Annotated in this window: 16 protein-coding genes and 2 pseudogenes; 11 read left to right on the forward strand and 7 right to left on the reverse strand. The window is 62.9% G+C overall.

All coding sequences use genetic code 11. From position 1 onward, the window contains the following. Positions 1-197: 197 nt before the first annotated feature. The gene (locus QM672_RS17430) at positions 198-377 is read right to left on the reverse strand and encodes a hypothetical protein (protein WP_311935068.1); all 180 of its coding nucleotides are present in this window, start codon (positions 375-377) and stop codon (positions 198-200) included. Positions 378-618: 241 nt separating this feature from the next. Then, positions 619-831, reverse strand: coding sequence for a cold-shock protein (locus QM672_RS17435; protein ID WP_068296022.1), 213 nt, complete (start codon positions 829-831; stop codon positions 619-621). A 549-nt stretch (positions 832-1,380) separates the two neighbouring features. On the opposite strand from QM672_RS17435, the gene QM672_RS17440 reads away from it, so the two are divergent. Together QM672_RS17440 and QM672_RS17445 are read left to right on the forward strand one after the other, a co-directional pair. Next, positions 1,381-2,310 (forward strand): glycosyltransferase family 2 protein, encoded by a 930-nt coding sequence (locus QM672_RS17440; RefSeq protein WP_415084065.1) that lies wholly within the window; start codon positions 1,381-1,383, stop codon positions 2,308-2,310. Further along, positions 2,294-2,740, forward strand: a complete 447-nt coding sequence (locus tag QM672_RS17445; protein ID WP_415084067.1) for a GtrA family protein — start codon at positions 2,294-2,296, stop codon at positions 2,738-2,740. Before QM672_RS17440 ends, QM672_RS17445 begins: the two co-directional genes overlap by 17 nt. Before the next feature lie 127 nt (positions 2,741-2,867). Here QM672_RS17445 and QM672_RS17450 read toward each other — a convergent pair whose 3' ends face one another. Then, positions 2,868-3,344, reverse strand: coding sequence for an outer membrane protein assembly factor BamE (locus QM672_RS17450; protein ID WP_311935076.1), 477 nt, complete (start codon positions 3,342-3,344; stop codon positions 2,868-2,870). Between the two features lie 218 nt (positions 3,345-3,562). Between QM672_RS17450 and QM672_RS17455 the strand changes: the two genes are divergently transcribed. The 7 genes from QM672_RS17455 (at position 3,563) to aat (ending at position 8,804) form a co-directional block, all read left to right on the forward strand. After that, on the forward strand, positions 3,563-4,108 hold the full coding sequence (locus tag QM672_RS17455; protein ID WP_311935077.1) for a ubiquinol-cytochrome C chaperone family protein: 546 nt from the start codon (positions 3,563-3,565) through the stop codon (positions 4,106-4,108). Then, on the forward strand, positions 4,105-4,635 hold the full coding sequence (locus tag QM672_RS17460) for a YceD family protein (protein WP_311935079.1): 531 nt from the start codon (positions 4,105-4,107) through the stop codon (positions 4,633-4,635). Before QM672_RS17455 ends, QM672_RS17460 begins: the two co-directional genes overlap by 4 nt. Positions 4,636-4,894: 259 nt before the next feature. Further along, a complete protein-coding gene (locus QM672_RS17465; RefSeq protein WP_367623063.1) occupies positions 4,895-5,659 on the forward strand; it encodes a DsbA family protein in 765 nt (254 codons plus the stop codon). 146 nt (positions 5,660-5,805) lie between these two features. After that, on the forward strand, positions 5,806-6,249 hold the full coding sequence (gene aroQ, locus QM672_RS17470) for a type II 3-dehydroquinate dehydratase (RefSeq protein ID WP_068296342.1): 444 nt from the start codon (positions 5,806-5,808) through the stop codon (positions 6,247-6,249). 40 nt (positions 6,250-6,289) lie between these two features. Next, a complete protein-coding gene (gene accB / locus QM672_RS17475) occupies positions 6,290-6,760 on the forward strand; it encodes an acetyl-CoA carboxylase biotin carboxyl carrier protein (protein WP_311935533.1) in 471 nt (156 codons plus the stop codon). A gap of 5 nt (positions 6,761-6,765) precedes the next feature. Then, positions 6,766-8,124 carry an acetyl-CoA carboxylase biotin carboxylase subunit gene (gene accC / locus QM672_RS17480; RefSeq protein WP_311935085.1) on the forward strand — a complete coding sequence of 453 codons (1,359 nt, stop codon included), beginning with the start codon at positions 6,766-6,768 and terminating at the stop codon, positions 8,122-8,124. Between the two features lie 11 nt (positions 8,125-8,135). Continuing rightward, the gene (gene aat / locus QM672_RS17485; protein WP_367623064.1) at positions 8,136-8,804 is read left to right on the forward strand and encodes a leucyl/phenylalanyl-tRNA--protein transferase; all 669 of its coding nucleotides are present in this window, start codon (positions 8,136-8,138) and stop codon (positions 8,802-8,804) included. A 266-nt stretch (positions 8,805-9,070) separates the two neighbouring features. Here the strand turns inward: aat and QM672_RS17490 are convergent. The 4 genes and pseudogenes from QM672_RS17490 to QM672_RS17505 all read right to left on the reverse strand — a co-directional run. Further along, positions 9,071-9,580, reverse strand: a pseudogene (locus tag QM672_RS17490) (DUF2155 domain-containing protein); the annotation flags it as partial. A gap of 25 nt (positions 9,581-9,605) precedes the next feature. Further along, positions 9,606-10,013: an NADH:ubiquinone oxidoreductase subunit NDUFA12 gene (locus tag QM672_RS17495; RefSeq protein WP_311935091.1), complete on the reverse strand. Its 408-nt coding sequence runs from the start codon at positions 10,011-10,013 to the stop codon at positions 9,606-9,608. Positions 10,014-10,128: 115 nt separating this feature from the next. Then, positions 10,129-11,064, reverse strand: a complete 936-nt coding sequence (locus QM672_RS17500; RefSeq protein ID WP_415084072.1) for a nucleoside hydrolase — start codon at positions 11,062-11,064, stop codon at positions 10,129-10,131. 89 nt (positions 11,065-11,153) lie between these two features. Further along, the gene (locus QM672_RS17505) at positions 11,154-11,660 is read right to left on the reverse strand and encodes a DUF1003 domain-containing protein (protein ID WP_311935094.1); all 507 of its coding nucleotides are present in this window, start codon (positions 11,658-11,660) and stop codon (positions 11,154-11,156) included. A 140-nt stretch (positions 11,661-11,800) separates the two neighbouring features. On the opposite strand from QM672_RS17505, the gene QM672_RS17510 reads away from it, so the two are divergent. Both QM672_RS17510 and QM672_RS17515 read left to right on the forward strand, forming a co-directional pair. Continuing rightward, positions 11,801-13,084, forward strand: a complete 1,284-nt coding sequence (locus QM672_RS17510) for an NAD(P)/FAD-dependent oxidoreductase (protein WP_415084075.1) — start codon at positions 11,801-11,803, stop codon at positions 13,082-13,084. Positions 13,085-13,581: 497 nt separating this feature from the next. After that, a pseudogene (locus QM672_RS17515) lies at positions 13,582-13,952 on the forward strand (vitamin B12-dependent ribonucleotide reductase); the annotation flags it as partial.

Here is a 13,952-nt window from a genome sequence, read left to right on the forward strand (position 1 = left end):
CTTATCGTCAGCGAGATTGTCAGCCGCCATGCGTGAAAACGCACGGTGGCCTCGCCTCCGTGCGGCACTCCTGCCGCAGCAGCTATCAAAAGGATTGTGCTGCGCCTGTAGTGCAATCACCGGGTCGCGCGACACACAAAGCTCCCCGTCCGCCGGACGGCTCACGTCACGGTCGTCGCGTCACAGTGCGTAGGCGTTCAGCACCAGACGATGTCGCAGCCGATCTTCGGATCGAGGCTGTGCTTGCCCGGAGCAGCAATCTGTCTCGCTTGCTTCGCGGCCTTGGCCGGCGAACGCCAATCAATCACCGTATCGATAATCAAAATTGCGATCACCAGGACAACCAGAAAACCCGTGATCATTTCACTCAGATCCATGACGAACCTCCATCAGCCGGTGTCCGATCCGGCCATGAGGGACTCAGCCCTTGACTTGAACGCCTGAATTCTGCGCTTGTTCCTACTATCCTTCAAGTTTAAATCGCTGTCGGCTGCCGGAACTCAGCGCCATCTTGCAATGCACACATGTTGCTGCATTGCAACCAAAAGAAAAGCCGGCTGCTGCCGCGCCGGCTTTTCCTGAAAATCTGACGGTATACCGAAAGACTCTATGGGTCGCTTAGGCCGCGGCCTGGAGCTGGTCAGCGGCCAACTTGCCCGAGCGGCGATCCTGGACCAGCTCATAGCTGATCTTCTGGCCTTCGCGCAGCTCATACAGGCCGGCCCGTTCAACCGCGCTGATGTGGACGAACACGTCCTTGGAGCCATCATCGGGCTGAATGAAACCGTAGCCCTTCTGGGCGTTGAACCACTTCACGGTACCTGTGCTCATCGTGAGCTATTCCTTCAACGTAGTGAAAGCCAAAGCCCGCGATGACGCGGACCCAGCGAGTGTCGAATTTTGGTGAGAGCTTGTCAGCACGCATCCAGCGAGCGCCGCGACGCGAGGCCAAGTCGTTCGGCCGAAAATCGATGCCGTAGGCTGCCCGATTGGAAACCAGCGGTCAAGACAAACCTGCGACAAAATGGACGTTTTTGCGATCTGCTTCGCTTTTCTGAAACGCCAATAACAATATAGTGCCAATTCAGCCGAAATCTTCCGAGCAGAACATCGAAGCGGTAATTCCGCAGCACACACATGATCCTATTCTTATGGATTCACTACGCTTCAAATCACTTTCCTGCCACACAATCCTCTGACTTTTCGCTGGAAGAGCATTCGCTCCGCCCCAAAATCGCCGCTGAGACTGCCCACGTCACCCCCTTCCCCCGCCCAAGCGCGGCAAATGGCCTTAACCATGACGCGGTGCGGTTGGCGCCCTGATCCCGCTTGCGTCTATAAGGACGGGACCGTGAAGGCAGGCGAAGGATCGAGGAAACGATGCAGGGGGTGGATCCGACGATCGCGATTTTGGTGCCCTGCTACAATGAGGCGGTCTCCATCCAGGCCGTCATCCAGCGGTTTCGCGCGCAGCTGCCGTCAGCCGTCATCTATGTCTATGACAACAATTCCAGCGACGATACCGCGCGCCTGGCACAGGAAGCCGGGGCCGTGGTGCGCCATGAAGCCCGCCAGGGCAAGGGGCACGTGATCCGCCGCATGTTCGCGGATATCGAGGCCGACATCTATATCATCGTCGACGGTGACAACACCTACGATCCCGCCAGCGCTCCGGCGCTGGTCGCGGCCCTGCGCGCCGGGCCCCTCGATCTCGTCAACGGGGTGCGCGTGGCCAATGGCGAAACGGCCTACCGCCCCGGACATCGTTTCGGCAACCGGATGCTCACCCGCCTGGTCACGCGATTCTTCGGCTCGTCCTCACGTGACATGCTGTCGGGCTACAAGGCGATGTCCCGGCGCTTCGTCAAGACGTTCCCCGCCCTCTCGACCGGTTTCGAGATCGAAACCGAACTGCTCGTGCATGCTCTCGAAATGTCGCTTCCTCTGGGCGAGATCGAGACGGTCTATGGGGAGCGGCCGGCGGGCTCGCAGAGCAAACTGCGCACCGTGCAGGACGGCATGCGCATTCTCAAGCTCATCGCCAAGCTGGTGAAGGAGGAAAGGCCGCTGCTCTTCTTCAGCCTGCTCGCCGGCGTGCTGGCTCTGTCGTCCCTTGTCGCCGCCACCCCGGTGGTGGTGGAATATCTCGAATACGGCTCCGTACCGCGCCTGCCCACGGCCGTGCTCGCCACCGGCTTGATGCTGTCGGCCATCATCGCCTTCTTTTCCGGCATGATCCTCGATACGGTCACGCGTGGGCGAAGGGAGCTCAAGCGGCTGCATTATTTGCGCTATGCGCCCGTCCACTGAACCACCTCCCGGCAGGTCTCTGCGTTGGCGGCTATGCTGTTTTGCCCTGGCCGGTTTCGTCGGCTTCGCCTTCGATGCCGGCATCCTGACCATTCTGGTCAATCTCGGCCTCGATGCTCGCCTGGCGCGCCTGGCCTCGTTTGCCGGTGCCGTGGTGGTGACCTGGCTGATCAACCGCTCGCTGGCCTTCGGCGACCGCGCCGGCTCCGACATCGCGGCCGAGTTCCTGCGCTACCTGTCCGCGAGCGCGCTGGCCGCTTTGGTCAATCTCGGTACCTTCATGGCGCTGGTCACGCTCGGCGGGCCTTTTGCACGCTGGCCGGTGCTGGCGGTGGCAATTGCCGTCGCGCTGTCGATGACCCTGAATTTCTGGAGTTATTTCAAGGCGGTCTTCACGCCGAAGGCCCGCGGGCCGGACCAAGCGGCATGAAACCGGCTCCCACGCCAGGCCATACGGCCTGACGCAATCATCGCTGTTTGCAAAGTCAATTGAAAACGAAGACCCGCGGCAAGGAAGAGCCTGGGACCAGGCGCTTCCCACTCTGCCGTTGAACTCGTTATCGACCGAAGCCCGGAATACCCGCCGTCATGCCGCGTGCGAGCTGCGTGACGAAGTTGAGGTCGCCGCCGGCCGTCGGCGTCGTACGGGTGATCGAATCGAATACCACGCCGTCCTTCAGGCCGTAATTGGCGACGCGCGACACCCGGCCATTGGTGAAGTAGACGGCCAGCACGTTACGGTCGGTCACATGCGGAGACAGGAAGGCCACCGGGCGGGACGTGGTCTGAGACACATAGTACCAGGCCTGGCCGTCCAGCGTGGACTGGGTGGAGGGCGTGCCGAGTGCATCGAGCACCTGGGCCTGGGACGTGCCGGGTTTGATCGCCGACAAGGTGCTCTCCGTCACCACGATGCCGTGCACATTGGTCTCGCCGATCGAACCGCAGCTCTGCAGCAGCCCGGCCAGGGAGATGACGACAGCGGCCGCCAGCGCGGGAGACCGGAAACGGGGGGGCAACACAACTATACTCACTTTGGCCTCCATCGGGCACACAGGCTCGTTCGCCACATCGTCGCGTGGGTTCTGGCGTAACCCGCTCGCGCACGAAATTCAACCTTGGCGCTCAGAGAGCATCCACTTATATGGAGCATCCGTTATAGAGTGCGGTCTTCGACCGGATCGTACCAAGGCACCGCCACGGTGCCGCCCCGCGGAACACCGGTCGAATACCCCTGCTGGTGAAGGAGCTCATGTTCGGCCTGTTTCGCAATAGAGCGCGCGACGCGCAGATTGCCCGCCTCTACGACCAGATCGTGGCCCAGGGCCGCGATCCCGCCCTGTTCGTCGAGGGTCGCGTCCCCGACACGGTGGAAGGGCGTATGGACATGATGCTGCTGCATCTGTTCCTGCTCATGCATCGGCTCAACGATGAGCAGGGCGAGATCCGCGAGATTGCCCAGGGCGTTTGCGACCGCTTCTTCGCCGAGCTCGACCGAGCCATGCGGGAAATGGGCGTCGGCGACCTCGCCGTCCCCAAGAAGATGCGCAAGATCGCCGACATCTATACGGGATGCTCCTCATCCTATGGCAATGCCCTGCATAGGCCGGATGACGAGGAACTCACCCAAGTCCTCCTGCGCAACGTCTATGCCCGCGACGAAGAGAGGTTGCCTCAGGCGCGGGCCCTCGCAGGCTATGTCCGGCGCGCTTCCAGGGCCCTTGCCGACGCTTCCCTGGCGAGCCTTGCCAGCGGCTCCCTACCCTTCCCCACTCCAGCCCTAGGTGAGAGCGCATGACCAATCCAACGCCCCACTTCTCGCGTCCGGTCCATCTGCGCGAGATTCCGGCCACGGGCCGCCATTTCATGATCGAGACGAACGAAGACGAGCGCAGGGCCGTCGCCCGCCAGCTTGGCCTTCCGGATGTCGCGGCCCTGACGGCCAAGCTCCACGTCACGCCCTTCCGCAAGGATGGGCTGGCAGTCGAGGGAACCATTCTTGCCCAGATAACCCAGATCTGCGTCGTCACGGCAGAACCGTTCGAGAGCAAGGTCGAGGCTCCCGTCGACATCCGCTTCTCGCCGGATGGGCAGGATCCCAATGCCGAATTCGATCTGGCCGAATTGAACGATCCGGAAGCCGAAGATCCGCCAGACCTGCTGGTCGGCGACACCATCGATCTCGGCGCCGTCGTCAGCGAATTCCTCGCTCTGGCGCTCGATCCCTATCCCCGCAAGCCGGGCGCCACCTTCGAGGGCGACGGAGACGAGGCGGGCCTTTCCCCCTTCGCCGCGCTCAACAGGCTGAAGGACAAGGATTCCTGAAGGCAAGGCTAATTCTGCCGAGAACCGGCAAAAGCCTCCGCGAATGCCTTCGATCGAACACGATTGTGTGAGATCGCACGTCCCTGAGCTGCGATTCATTGATCCGTTACGGGCCTGGACCTATCCACGTCCCAAAGCGTTTTGTGGTTTGAACGAAGGACATCAAATCGCAAGGACGCGCCGAACCAAAGAGTGAGAGCAAGGCGCGTTTCGCCAAAACGCGCTTGGCTCCTGGGATTTCTGCCTTTTGGAGAAGTATATGTCGTTGAAGCGTCTGATGGCCGGGGTTGCACTCGGCATTGGCTTGCTCGCATCCGGCCAGCCTGCCCTCGCTGCCGAACCGCTGGACAAGCCCGCGGTCGAGGCAATCGTCAAGAATTACCTGATGGAGCATCCCGAGGTCATCGTCGACGCCATCAACGCCATGCAGGCCAAGCAGGAAGCGGCGACGGCCGAGCGCCAGAAGAAGCTGCTCTCCGACAGCATGGACACTATCCTCAACGGGTCGCAGAACGCCGTGCTCGGCAATCCCGAAGGCGATGTCACCCTGGTCGAGTTCTTCGACTACAATTGCGGCTACTGCAAGCGCGGACTGGCCGACATGGTCAAGCTGCTCGATACCGACAAGAAGCTCAAGGTGGTGTTGCGCGACTACCCGATCCTGAGCGAAGGCTCCAAGGAAGCAGCCATTGTTGCCCTTGCCGTCAAGAAGCAGTTGCAGGGCGACAAGTTCCTGGAGTTCCACCAAGTCCTGCTCGGCACGCGCGGCGCCGTGGGCAAGGACCGCGCCCTGCAGGTCGCCCAGGATTCCGGCGTCGACATGACCAAGCTGCAGGCCGACATGAAAGATCCGGCTCTGCTCAAGGGACTGACCAGCACGATGCAGCTCGGCGAGGCATTGGGCATCAACGGCACGCCCTCTTACGTGCTCGGCAGCGAGATCACCCCCGGTGCCGTCGGCTACGATGCCCTGAAGTCCAAGATCGATTCGCTGCGCAAATGCGGCCAAACCGCCTGCGGTTGAGCCGGACAGACCCTTCTCCAACAAAGCCGGCGGTTTTTCGCCGTCGGCTTTGCCTTCCTGGATCGGGCGCCCTATAAGGGGCGTTCGCAGCAAAAGGCCCGTTGCAGCAAGCTTCGGGCTTTCAATTTATGGTCCTGATGGCAAGCATGGCGCTCGTCTACATTCTGAATGGCCCCAATCTCAACATGCTGGGTGTGCGTGAAACGTCCGTCTACGGCACGCTCGACCTCAACGGCATCGAGAAACTGGCCCGGGCGCGCGCCGAGCAATTGGGTCTTACCATCGAATTCCGGCAGACCAACCATGAGGGCGTACTGCTCGACTGGGTGCACGAGGCCTATCACAAGGGTGCGGTCGGATTGATCATCAATCCCGGCGCCCTCACCCATACCTCGATCGCTCTCCACGATGCGATCAAGGCCGTTAGCCTGCCGGTAATCGAATTGCATCTATCCAACGTGTTCGCGCGCGAAAGTTTCCGGCACCATTCCTGGGTCTCGCCGGCAGCCAAGGGCGTGATCTGCGGATTTGGCCCCAAGGGCTATGAACTTGCCCTCGAAGCATTGGCTTCGAGCGTATCGGCTCAATGAATGACGGGGCCTCGGCCCCGCGGAAACGCAAGGCATGACGATGTCGCGAACCAAATCGGGGATTGACCCCGAGATTATCCGGGAACTCGCCAATCTCCTGACGGAGACGGATCTCACCGAAATCGAGGTGCAGCAGGCCGACCTGCGCATCCGGGTGGCGCGGCAGATCAATGTGACGGCAACCGTGCCGGTCAGCGCGCCGGCCGTCGCCGTCGCTGCTCCGGCTGCTGTTGCGGCCGCTGCAGCCGCTCCGGCCGCTGCCGATCCGGCCAATCATCCCGGCGTCTTGAAATCGCCGATGGTGGGCACCGCCTATCTCGGCGCCGCACCGGGCGCCAAGGCCTTCGTCGAGATCGGCAGCAAGGTCAATCAGGGCGACCGCGTGCTGATCGTCGAGGCGATGAAGACCTTCAACGACATCATCGCGCCGCGTTCGGGAACGGTGAGCGCGCTGTTCATCGAGGACAAGCAACCGGTCGAATATGGCCAGCCGCTGATGATCATCGAGTGACGTGAATGTTTGACAAGATCCTGATCGCGAACCGCGGTGAGATCGCCCTGCGCGTGCTGCGCGCCTGCAAGGAGCTCGGCATCAAGACGGTGGCTGTCCATTCCACCGCCGATGCCGATGCCATGCACGTCAAGCTGGCGGACGAAAGCGTATGCATCGGCCCGCCGCCGGCTCGCGAAAGCTATCTCAACATTCCCGCTCTGATCGCGGCTTGCGAGATCACCGGCGCCGAGGCCGTGCATCCAGGCTATGGCTTCCTGTCGGAAAACGCCCGCTTCGCCGACATCCTCGATCAGCATAACATCGCCTTCATCGGCCCCAAGGCGGAGCATATCCGCATGATGGGCGACAAGATCGAGGCCAAGCGCACTGCCAAGCGCCTCGGCATTCCCTGCGTGCCCGGCTCGGATGGCGGCGTCACCAATGACACCGATGCTGCCCGCATCGCCGAGGAGATCGGCTATCCGGTGCTGGTCAAGGCCGCTGCCGGCGGCGGTGGCCGCGGCATGAAGGTGGCTCTGACGGCGGAAGACCTGCCCGATGCTCTCGCCACCGCCCGCGCGGAAGCGCTGGCCGCCTTTGGCGACGATGCGGTCTATCTGGAGAAATATCTGCAGAAGCCTCGCCATATCGAATTGCAGGTGCTCGGCGACGGCCAGGGCCACGCCATCCATCTGGGCGAACGCGATTGCTCTCTGCAGCGTCGCCACCAGAAGGTGTGGGAGGAGGGCCCCTCGCCGGCCCTCAACGCTGCCCAGCGCAACAAGATCGGTGATATCGTCGCCAAGGCGATGATCGAGCTCGGCTATGTCGGCGCCGGCACCATCGAGTTCCTCTATGAAAATGGCGAGTTCTATTTCATCGAGATGAACACGCGCATCCAGGTGGAACATCCGGTCACCGAGATGATCACCGGCATCGATCTGGTCAACGAGCAGATCAAGATCGCGGCCGGCTCGCCGCTGTCGATCAAGCAGTCGGATGTGCAGATCGAAGGCCATGCCATCGAATGCCGCATCAATGCCGAGAATGCCGCGACCTTCCGGCCTTCGCCCGGCACGATCAGCTATTTTCATCCGCCGGGTGGCCTTGGCGTTCGCGTCGATTCGGCCGTCTACCAGGGCTACAAGATCCCGCCCTATTACGATTCGCTGATCGGCAAGCTGATCGTGCACGGCCGCACGCGCACCGAATGCCTGATGCGCCTGCGCCGAGCCATCGACGAATTCGTGGTCGATGGTGTGGAGACCACCCTGCCGCTGTTCCGCACTCTGGTGCGCAACGCGGATATCCAGAACGGTCTCTACGACATTCACTGGCTCGAGAAATTCCTCGAAGCCGGCGGCATGAGCGACAGCGCCTAGGCGGCACTGCCATGTCGGGCGCCGAGCTCAATCTGGAGATCACGCCGCAGGTCCTGCTCAAGGCCTATGCCTGCGGCATCTTCCCGATGGCCGAAAGCGCCGACGATCCCGGCCTCTACTGGGTCGAGCCGGAATTTCGCGGCATCATCCCGCTCGACGGGCTGGTGATCTCTCATCGTCTCGCCCGTACCATCCGCTCCGATCGTTTCGATATCGTGGTCGATCATGATTTCGAGGCGGTGATCGATGGCTGCGCCCGATCCGGACCGGGACGCCGCACCACCTGGATCAACTCGTCGATCCGTCGGCTCTATGGCGAGTTGTTCCGATTGGGCCATTGCCACACCGTCGAGGCCTATCGCAATGGCCGGCTGGTCGGCGGCCTCTACGGCGTCGATCTCGGCGGCGCCTTCTTCGGCGAAAGTATGTTCCATCTGGAGAGCGACGCATCCAAGGTGGCCCTGGCCCATCTGGTGGCACGGCTGCGCCATGGCGGCTACCAGCTGCTCGACACCCAATTCGTCACCGATCATCTGATGAGTCTGGGCGCCATCGAGTTGCCGCGCACGCTCTATCATCGTTTGCTGGACGACGCCCTGGCCGAAGACGGCGATTTTCTTGCGTGGCCCAAGCGCGAAGCCCGGTCGGGCGCGGACATCCTGGCCGCCCTTGCCGACTGAGCCAGCCGGTCAGGAAGAGCTTGTCGGAAGCTGGCAACATAGGCGACGGCGCCAGTTCTGCCTCCCTCCCCCTCGACAAAGCGGTGCAGAGGCAGCGAAAGACCGTCCGCTTAATCCTGCGGCGCGTTGGGATCCACCGGCTGGTCGAAGAAATCGGTGTTGCCGTCACCGGTCTCGGGCGGCGGAGCGACATCCGGCTCGGGCGCCGCGGCCTGTCCCTTCTTGCCCTTGGCGGGCTTGGTGCCCGGCTGCGCCGTGACGACGGGCGGAGGCGGCGGATCGCTGGTCTTGCCGCCCTTGCAGTCCTTGAGCCAGACGTCATAGACAGGATGTTCGACGCCATTGAGGCCCGGGCTGGACGCGAACATCCAGCCATTGAACAGGCGCTCGACCTTCTTGCTGAGGGTCAGTTCGTCGATCTCGACGAAACTCGTGGTTTGCGGATCTTCGCTGGCGGAACGGCTGTAACAGACGCGCGGCGTCACGCTGAGCGCGCCGAACTTCACCGTCTGTCCAACCGGCGCCTCGAAGGTGCTGATTTCACCCGAGATCTTGTCGAGGCCGGTGAACACCGCGGTGGGATTGGCGATGCGTTCGGCCCGGGCGGCAGTGCTGCCCAGGATCAAGCCGAAACAAGCCGCGCTTGCCATGGCAAGGCAGCGCGAGCGGCCGGTCGGAGGAAGGAAGGCAAGCGGACGCAAAAGCAAATGGATCCGTGTCTGGACGAGTCGAGAAGCGATAGCGCCCCATCGGGGCAAAAAGACGGCCACTGACATGGCCGCGCCCCGGCCATGCGGTGCGTCAGTCTCCCGGCGACCAGGCCTGGTAATCGCCGGTCGCCGACTGGCGATGTCCATGGGAGAGCATCGAGCCCTTCGGATGATAAGCGTTCACCGTACCGGTCTGGTTCGGGCGATGCGGCTTTTGCCATTCGCGCGGCTTGTATTCGGTCTCGCTCGGCGGGACGTCGATCTGATGGTGCATCCAGCCCCACCAGCCCGGCGGAATCGCCGTGGCCTCGGCATAGCCATTATACTGCACCCAGCGGCGCTGCACGCCGATGGTCGGATCCACGGCGCCACCCTTGGTGCGGTAATAGACATTGCCGAACTCGTCCTCGCCCACGCGCTCGCCCTTCCGCGAGGTCCAGAAGCGGGTTCCGATCGTGGAGCCGTTCCACCACGTGAAGATCTGCAGGAGCGTTTTCATCGAGGGCTGCCGTTTCGTATTCCGTTGCAAGTCTTATGGCCAAGCGCGACGGGGATGTCCACCATTGCGCATAGCCTCATCGGTGATTTCTAACGCAAAGCGCCTGCCGACGGCCCTAGAGCCGCGCAATCGCCTGCGCGATCAGGTCGAAATAGCCCTCGGCATCGATGCCCCCCAGGACGAAGGCATTCTTCGGACGGTCGGTGACACCCCACCAGTCGATCACCGTCATGCCCTGGGTGAGCTGAGATTCAGTCTCGATCTCGACATTGCAGGAACGGCCGGTGAAGAGTTCGGGCTTGAGCAACCAGGCGATCACGCAAGGATCATGCAGCGGTCCGCCTTCCGAGCCATATTTCTGCACGTCGAAGCGCTCGAAGAAATCGAGCCAACCCACCGCGGCATCGGAAACTTTGGTACCGATCTTCCGGATCCTGTCGACGCGCAGGCGCGTGGTGAGCGCCTTGTGAGTCACATCGAGCGGCGCCATGGTGATCGGAACCCCGGAGGCGAAAACCGCTTTGGCGGCATGGGGATCGACAAAAATGTTGAACTCGGCTGCCGGCGTCATGTTGCCGCCCTCGAAGCAACCGCCCCCCATCAGCACGATTTCCTTGATGCGCGGGGCAATGCGCGGCTCGCGCAGGAGCGCCAGCGCGATATTGGTGAGAGGACCGAGCGGGCACAGCGTGATGGTGCCGGAGGGGCGCGTCATCAGGGTTTCGACGATGAAGTCGACACCATGGCGCGGGCTGATCGGCATGGTGGGCTCGGGCAGGTCCGCGCCATCGAGGCCCGTCTTGCCATGCACATGTTCCGCGGTGACGAGCGGACGCAGCAGCGGCCGGTCCGCGCCGGCGCACACCGTGATGTCCGATCGTCCCGCCAGTTCGCAGACCACGCGCGCGTTTCGGCTCGTCAGGGCCAGCGGCACATTGCCCGCCACCGTGGTGATGCCCAGCACCTCGAGCTCGGGACTTCCCAGCGCCAGCAGCAGCGCCAGGGCGTCATCCTGGCCGGGATCGGTGTCGATGATGATGGAGCGGGACATGGCTGACTCGGGAGCATTGAAGAAGGCGGGACCATGGACCGGCGGCAGCCGGCACGCAAGGCGCCGCAGCCGCACGCTCGTCGCCGGTTTCAGGCCGGTGGCGCCTGGCCGGCGGCATCGAGCTTCTCCTCCAGCCGCTTGACCAGCTGCATCAGCTCCGCGACCTGGGTCTCGCGCAGGAAGTCGATCTTCTCGTGCAGCAGTTCGATCTCCAGTTCCGCCTTGGTATTGACGTCATAGTCATGCGTGGCAGCGGCGCGATCGATGGCAGCCTGCCGGTTCTGGCTCATCATGATGAAGGGAGCGGCATAGGCTGCCTGGAACGACAGCGCCAGATTGAGCAGGATGAAGGGATAGGGATCCCAGTGCTGCATGAAGGCGACGACATTGAGCACCACCCAGGCCGCGAGCACGGCCGATTGCACGATGATGAAGGGCCAGCTTCCCATGGTTGCGGCGACGGCATCGGCGATGCGGGCTCCGGCGGGCAAGGCGGCCGGATCCGGCCGCCGATGGGCACGTCGCTCCTGGCGCAATCGATGCAGGAGCGTGCGTTCCTCGTCATGGAGTTGATGGGCTTTGGCGATGAGGCTCATCTTCCCGTTCTTTCCGACTCTGCTTGCGGGAATGGAATGCTACAAGCTTCTGTGCGTGGACGCAGGATCTTGTCGGGCATGATTCCATGCCATGGCACGAGAACGTCGCGATTCGGGACTGTCGAGCAGGAGGCTATGCCATGGCGGGCGAACCCCACCGCATCGTGGTCGTCGGGGCGGGCTTCGGAGGGCTGGAGGCCATCCACCATCTCAAAGGCGCGCCCGTCGAGATCACCCTGGTGGACCGGCGCAACCACCATATCTTCCAGCCCCTGCTCTATCAGGTCGCCACCGCCTCGCTATCCACCTCCGAGATCGCCTGGCCGATTCGCCATCTCATGCGCGGGCGGCCGGAGGTGACCACGCTGCTCGGCGAAGTCACCGGCATCGACGCATTGGCGCGCCAGGTGCTCCTGAAGGACGGGGCGCGGCTTGCCTACGACACGCTCATCCTGGCGACGGGCGCCCGCCATGCCTATTTTGGCCATGACGAATGGGAGCCTCACGCCCCCGGCCTGAAGGCGATCGAGGACGCCACCACCATTCGCCGACGCATCCTTCTTGCCTTCGAGAAGGCGGAACGCGAAACGGACCCCGAGGTGCAGGACGCCTTGCTCACCTTCGTGATCGTCGGCGCCGGACCGACCGGCGTGGAGCTTGCCGGCACCATCGCCGAGCTGGCGCGTGACACGCTGGCTCCGGATTTTCGCCGCATCGACACCCATAAGGCACGGGTCGTGCTGGTGGAGGCAGGCTCTCGCGTGCTCGCGGGCTATCCCGACGATCTGTCCGACTACACGAAACAATCGCTCGAAAGCCTTGGTGTCGAGGTAGTTCTCGGCGCCGCAGTCACCGAATGCACGGCCGACGGCGTCGTCTATGGCGGCAAGCTGCTGCCAGCGCGCACCATCGTCTGGGCCGCGGGCGTGCGCGCTTCCCCGGCCGCCGAATGGCTCGGCGTCCCGGCGGACCGCAACGGCCGAATCATCGTCGAGCCGAACCTGACCGTGCCCGGTCATCCCGAGATCTTCGCCATCGGCGACACCATCAGCCTTGCCGGGCCCAACGGCAAGCCGGTCCCCGGCATCGCCCCGGCTGCCAAACAGGCCGGCGTCTATGTCGCCCGCATGATTCGGGCCCGCCTGGCGGGCGATCCCGCCCCGCCCCCTTTCCACTACAAGCATCAGGGCAGCCTGGCGCAGATCGGCAAGAAGCGCGCAGTGATCGATTTCGGCTGGATCAAGCTGCGTGGCGCGCTCGCCTGGTGGATCTGGGGCATCGCCCACATCTATTTCCTGATCAGCGTGCGCTCCCGCCTCAGCGTCGCCCTGAGCTGGCTGTGGATCCACACCCGCAACCAGCGCAGCGCCCGCCTGATCACGCAGGGTGGCGACGAGGACGATTCGCACGCTCAAAAGGTGTGAGGGAATCACGGCGCCCTCGATTCGCCCCTTCCGGCTCCTCACGCTTGCCCTTACGGCAAGCCTTCGGCGACCTCTCCACAAGGGCTTGTGTGCCATTTTGGGTCATCCGCCGGGGATGGTAAATGAAACATGACCGGAACATGGCAATTCAAAGACAGGTTGAAGGCGGCAATTTTGCCAGGGATTCCGGAACCTTGAGGGCTCCCGCTCAAGCTTGTCCCCGATTTCCACAGCCTCTACTATATGTAGATAGCCACTCATTTTGCCGGCACTAAATCTTGACGCCCCTGCCCGCGAGTCATACCTATTGAGTCATAGTCGGAAACGTCGGCGGCGGGGGTGACCTCGCGGAATTGCGGGGCACGAGCCTCGGCATTCGAACGTTGGCAGGGCCATGTACTCACCGACAAGTAAACAGGATGTCAGACAGTTTTCGAACCGAGCCGTAACGATGGCACGGCGCGGATTTTTGCGTCTAATTTTCGGGGCAGAACGCAATGCGGATTGAACGGCTTTACACCAAGAAGGGGCAGTCCCCCTACGCGTCCATCGCGTTCCGGACGGCGACGAGCGAGATCCGGAACCCGGATGGCTCGATCGTCTTCCGGCTGGAAGGCATCGCCGTGCCGGAGGCCTGGAGCCAGGTCGCCGCCGACATTCTGGCGCAGAAATATTTCCGCAAGGCGGGCGTACCCGCCCGCACCAAGCGCGTGGAAGAAAACGCCGTGCCGTCCTGGCTCTGGCGCACCATCCCCGACAAGAAGGCTCTGGCCGCCCTCCCCGAGGCCGAGCGCACTGTTGGCGAGACGGATTCGCGCCAGGTCTTCGATCGCCTCGCCGGCACCTGGACCTATTGGGGCTGGAAGGG

It is taken from the genome of Labrys sp. (in: a-proteobacteria), from assembly GCF_047605565.1.
Classification (GTDB): domain Bacteria; phylum Pseudomonadota; class Alphaproteobacteria; order Rhizobiales; family Labraceae; genus Labrys; species Labrys neptuniae.

Bases quoted from the DNA above. Each gene is read 5' to 3' on its own strand.
- QM672_RS17430 (WP_311935068.1), bottom strand. From the start codon at position 377: ATGGATCTGAGTGAAATGATCACGGGTTTTCTGGTTGTCCTGGTGATC.
- QM672_RS17500 (WP_415084072.1), bottom strand. From the start codon at position 11,064: ATGTCCCGCTCCATCATCATCGACACCGATCCCGGCCAGGATGACGCC.
- aroQ (WP_068296342.1), top strand. From the start codon at position 5,806: ATGGCGCTCGTCTACATTCTGAATGGCCCCAATCTCAACATGCTGGGT.
- QM672_RS17505 (WP_311935094.1), bottom strand. From the start codon at position 11,660: ATGAGCCTCATCGCCAAAGCCCATCAACTCCATGACGAGGAACGCACG.
- QM672_RS17445 (WP_415084067.1), top strand. From the start codon at position 2,294: ATGCGCCCGTCCACTGAACCACCTCCCGGCAGGTCTCTGCGTTGGCGG.
- accB (WP_311935533.1), top strand. From the start codon at position 6,290: ATGTCGCGAACCAAATCGGGGATTGACCCCGAGATTATCCGGGAACTC.
- accC (WP_311935085.1), top strand. From the start codon at position 6,766: ATGTTTGACAAGATCCTGATCGCGAACCGCGGTGAGATCGCCCTGCGC.
- QM672_RS17435 (WP_068296022.1), bottom strand. From the start codon at position 831: ATGAGCACAGGTACCGTGAAGTGGTTCAACGCCCAGAAGGGCTACGGT.
- QM672_RS17440 (WP_415084065.1), top strand. From the start codon at position 1,381: ATGCAGGGGGTGGATCCGACGATCGCGATTTTGGTGCCCTGCTACAAT.
- QM672_RS17460 (WP_311935079.1), top strand. From the start codon at position 4,105: ATGACCAATCCAACGCCCCACTTCTCGCGTCCGGTCCATCTGCGCGAG.
- aat (WP_367623064.1), top strand. From the start codon at position 8,136: ATGTCGGGCGCCGAGCTCAATCTGGAGATCACGCCGCAGGTCCTGCTC.
- QM672_RS17465 (WP_367623063.1), top strand. From the start codon at position 4,895: ATGTCGTTGAAGCGTCTGATGGCCGGGGTTGCACTCGGCATTGGCTTG.
- QM672_RS17495 (WP_311935091.1), bottom strand. From the start codon at position 10,013: ATGAAAACGCTCCTGCAGATCTTCACGTGGTGGAACGGCTCCACGATC.
- QM672_RS17455 (WP_311935077.1), top strand. From the start codon at position 3,563: ATGTTCGGCCTGTTTCGCAATAGAGCGCGCGACGCGCAGATTGCCCGC.
- QM672_RS17510 (WP_415084075.1), top strand. From the start codon at position 11,801: ATGGCGGGCGAACCCCACCGCATCGTGGTCGTCGGGGCGGGCTTCGGA.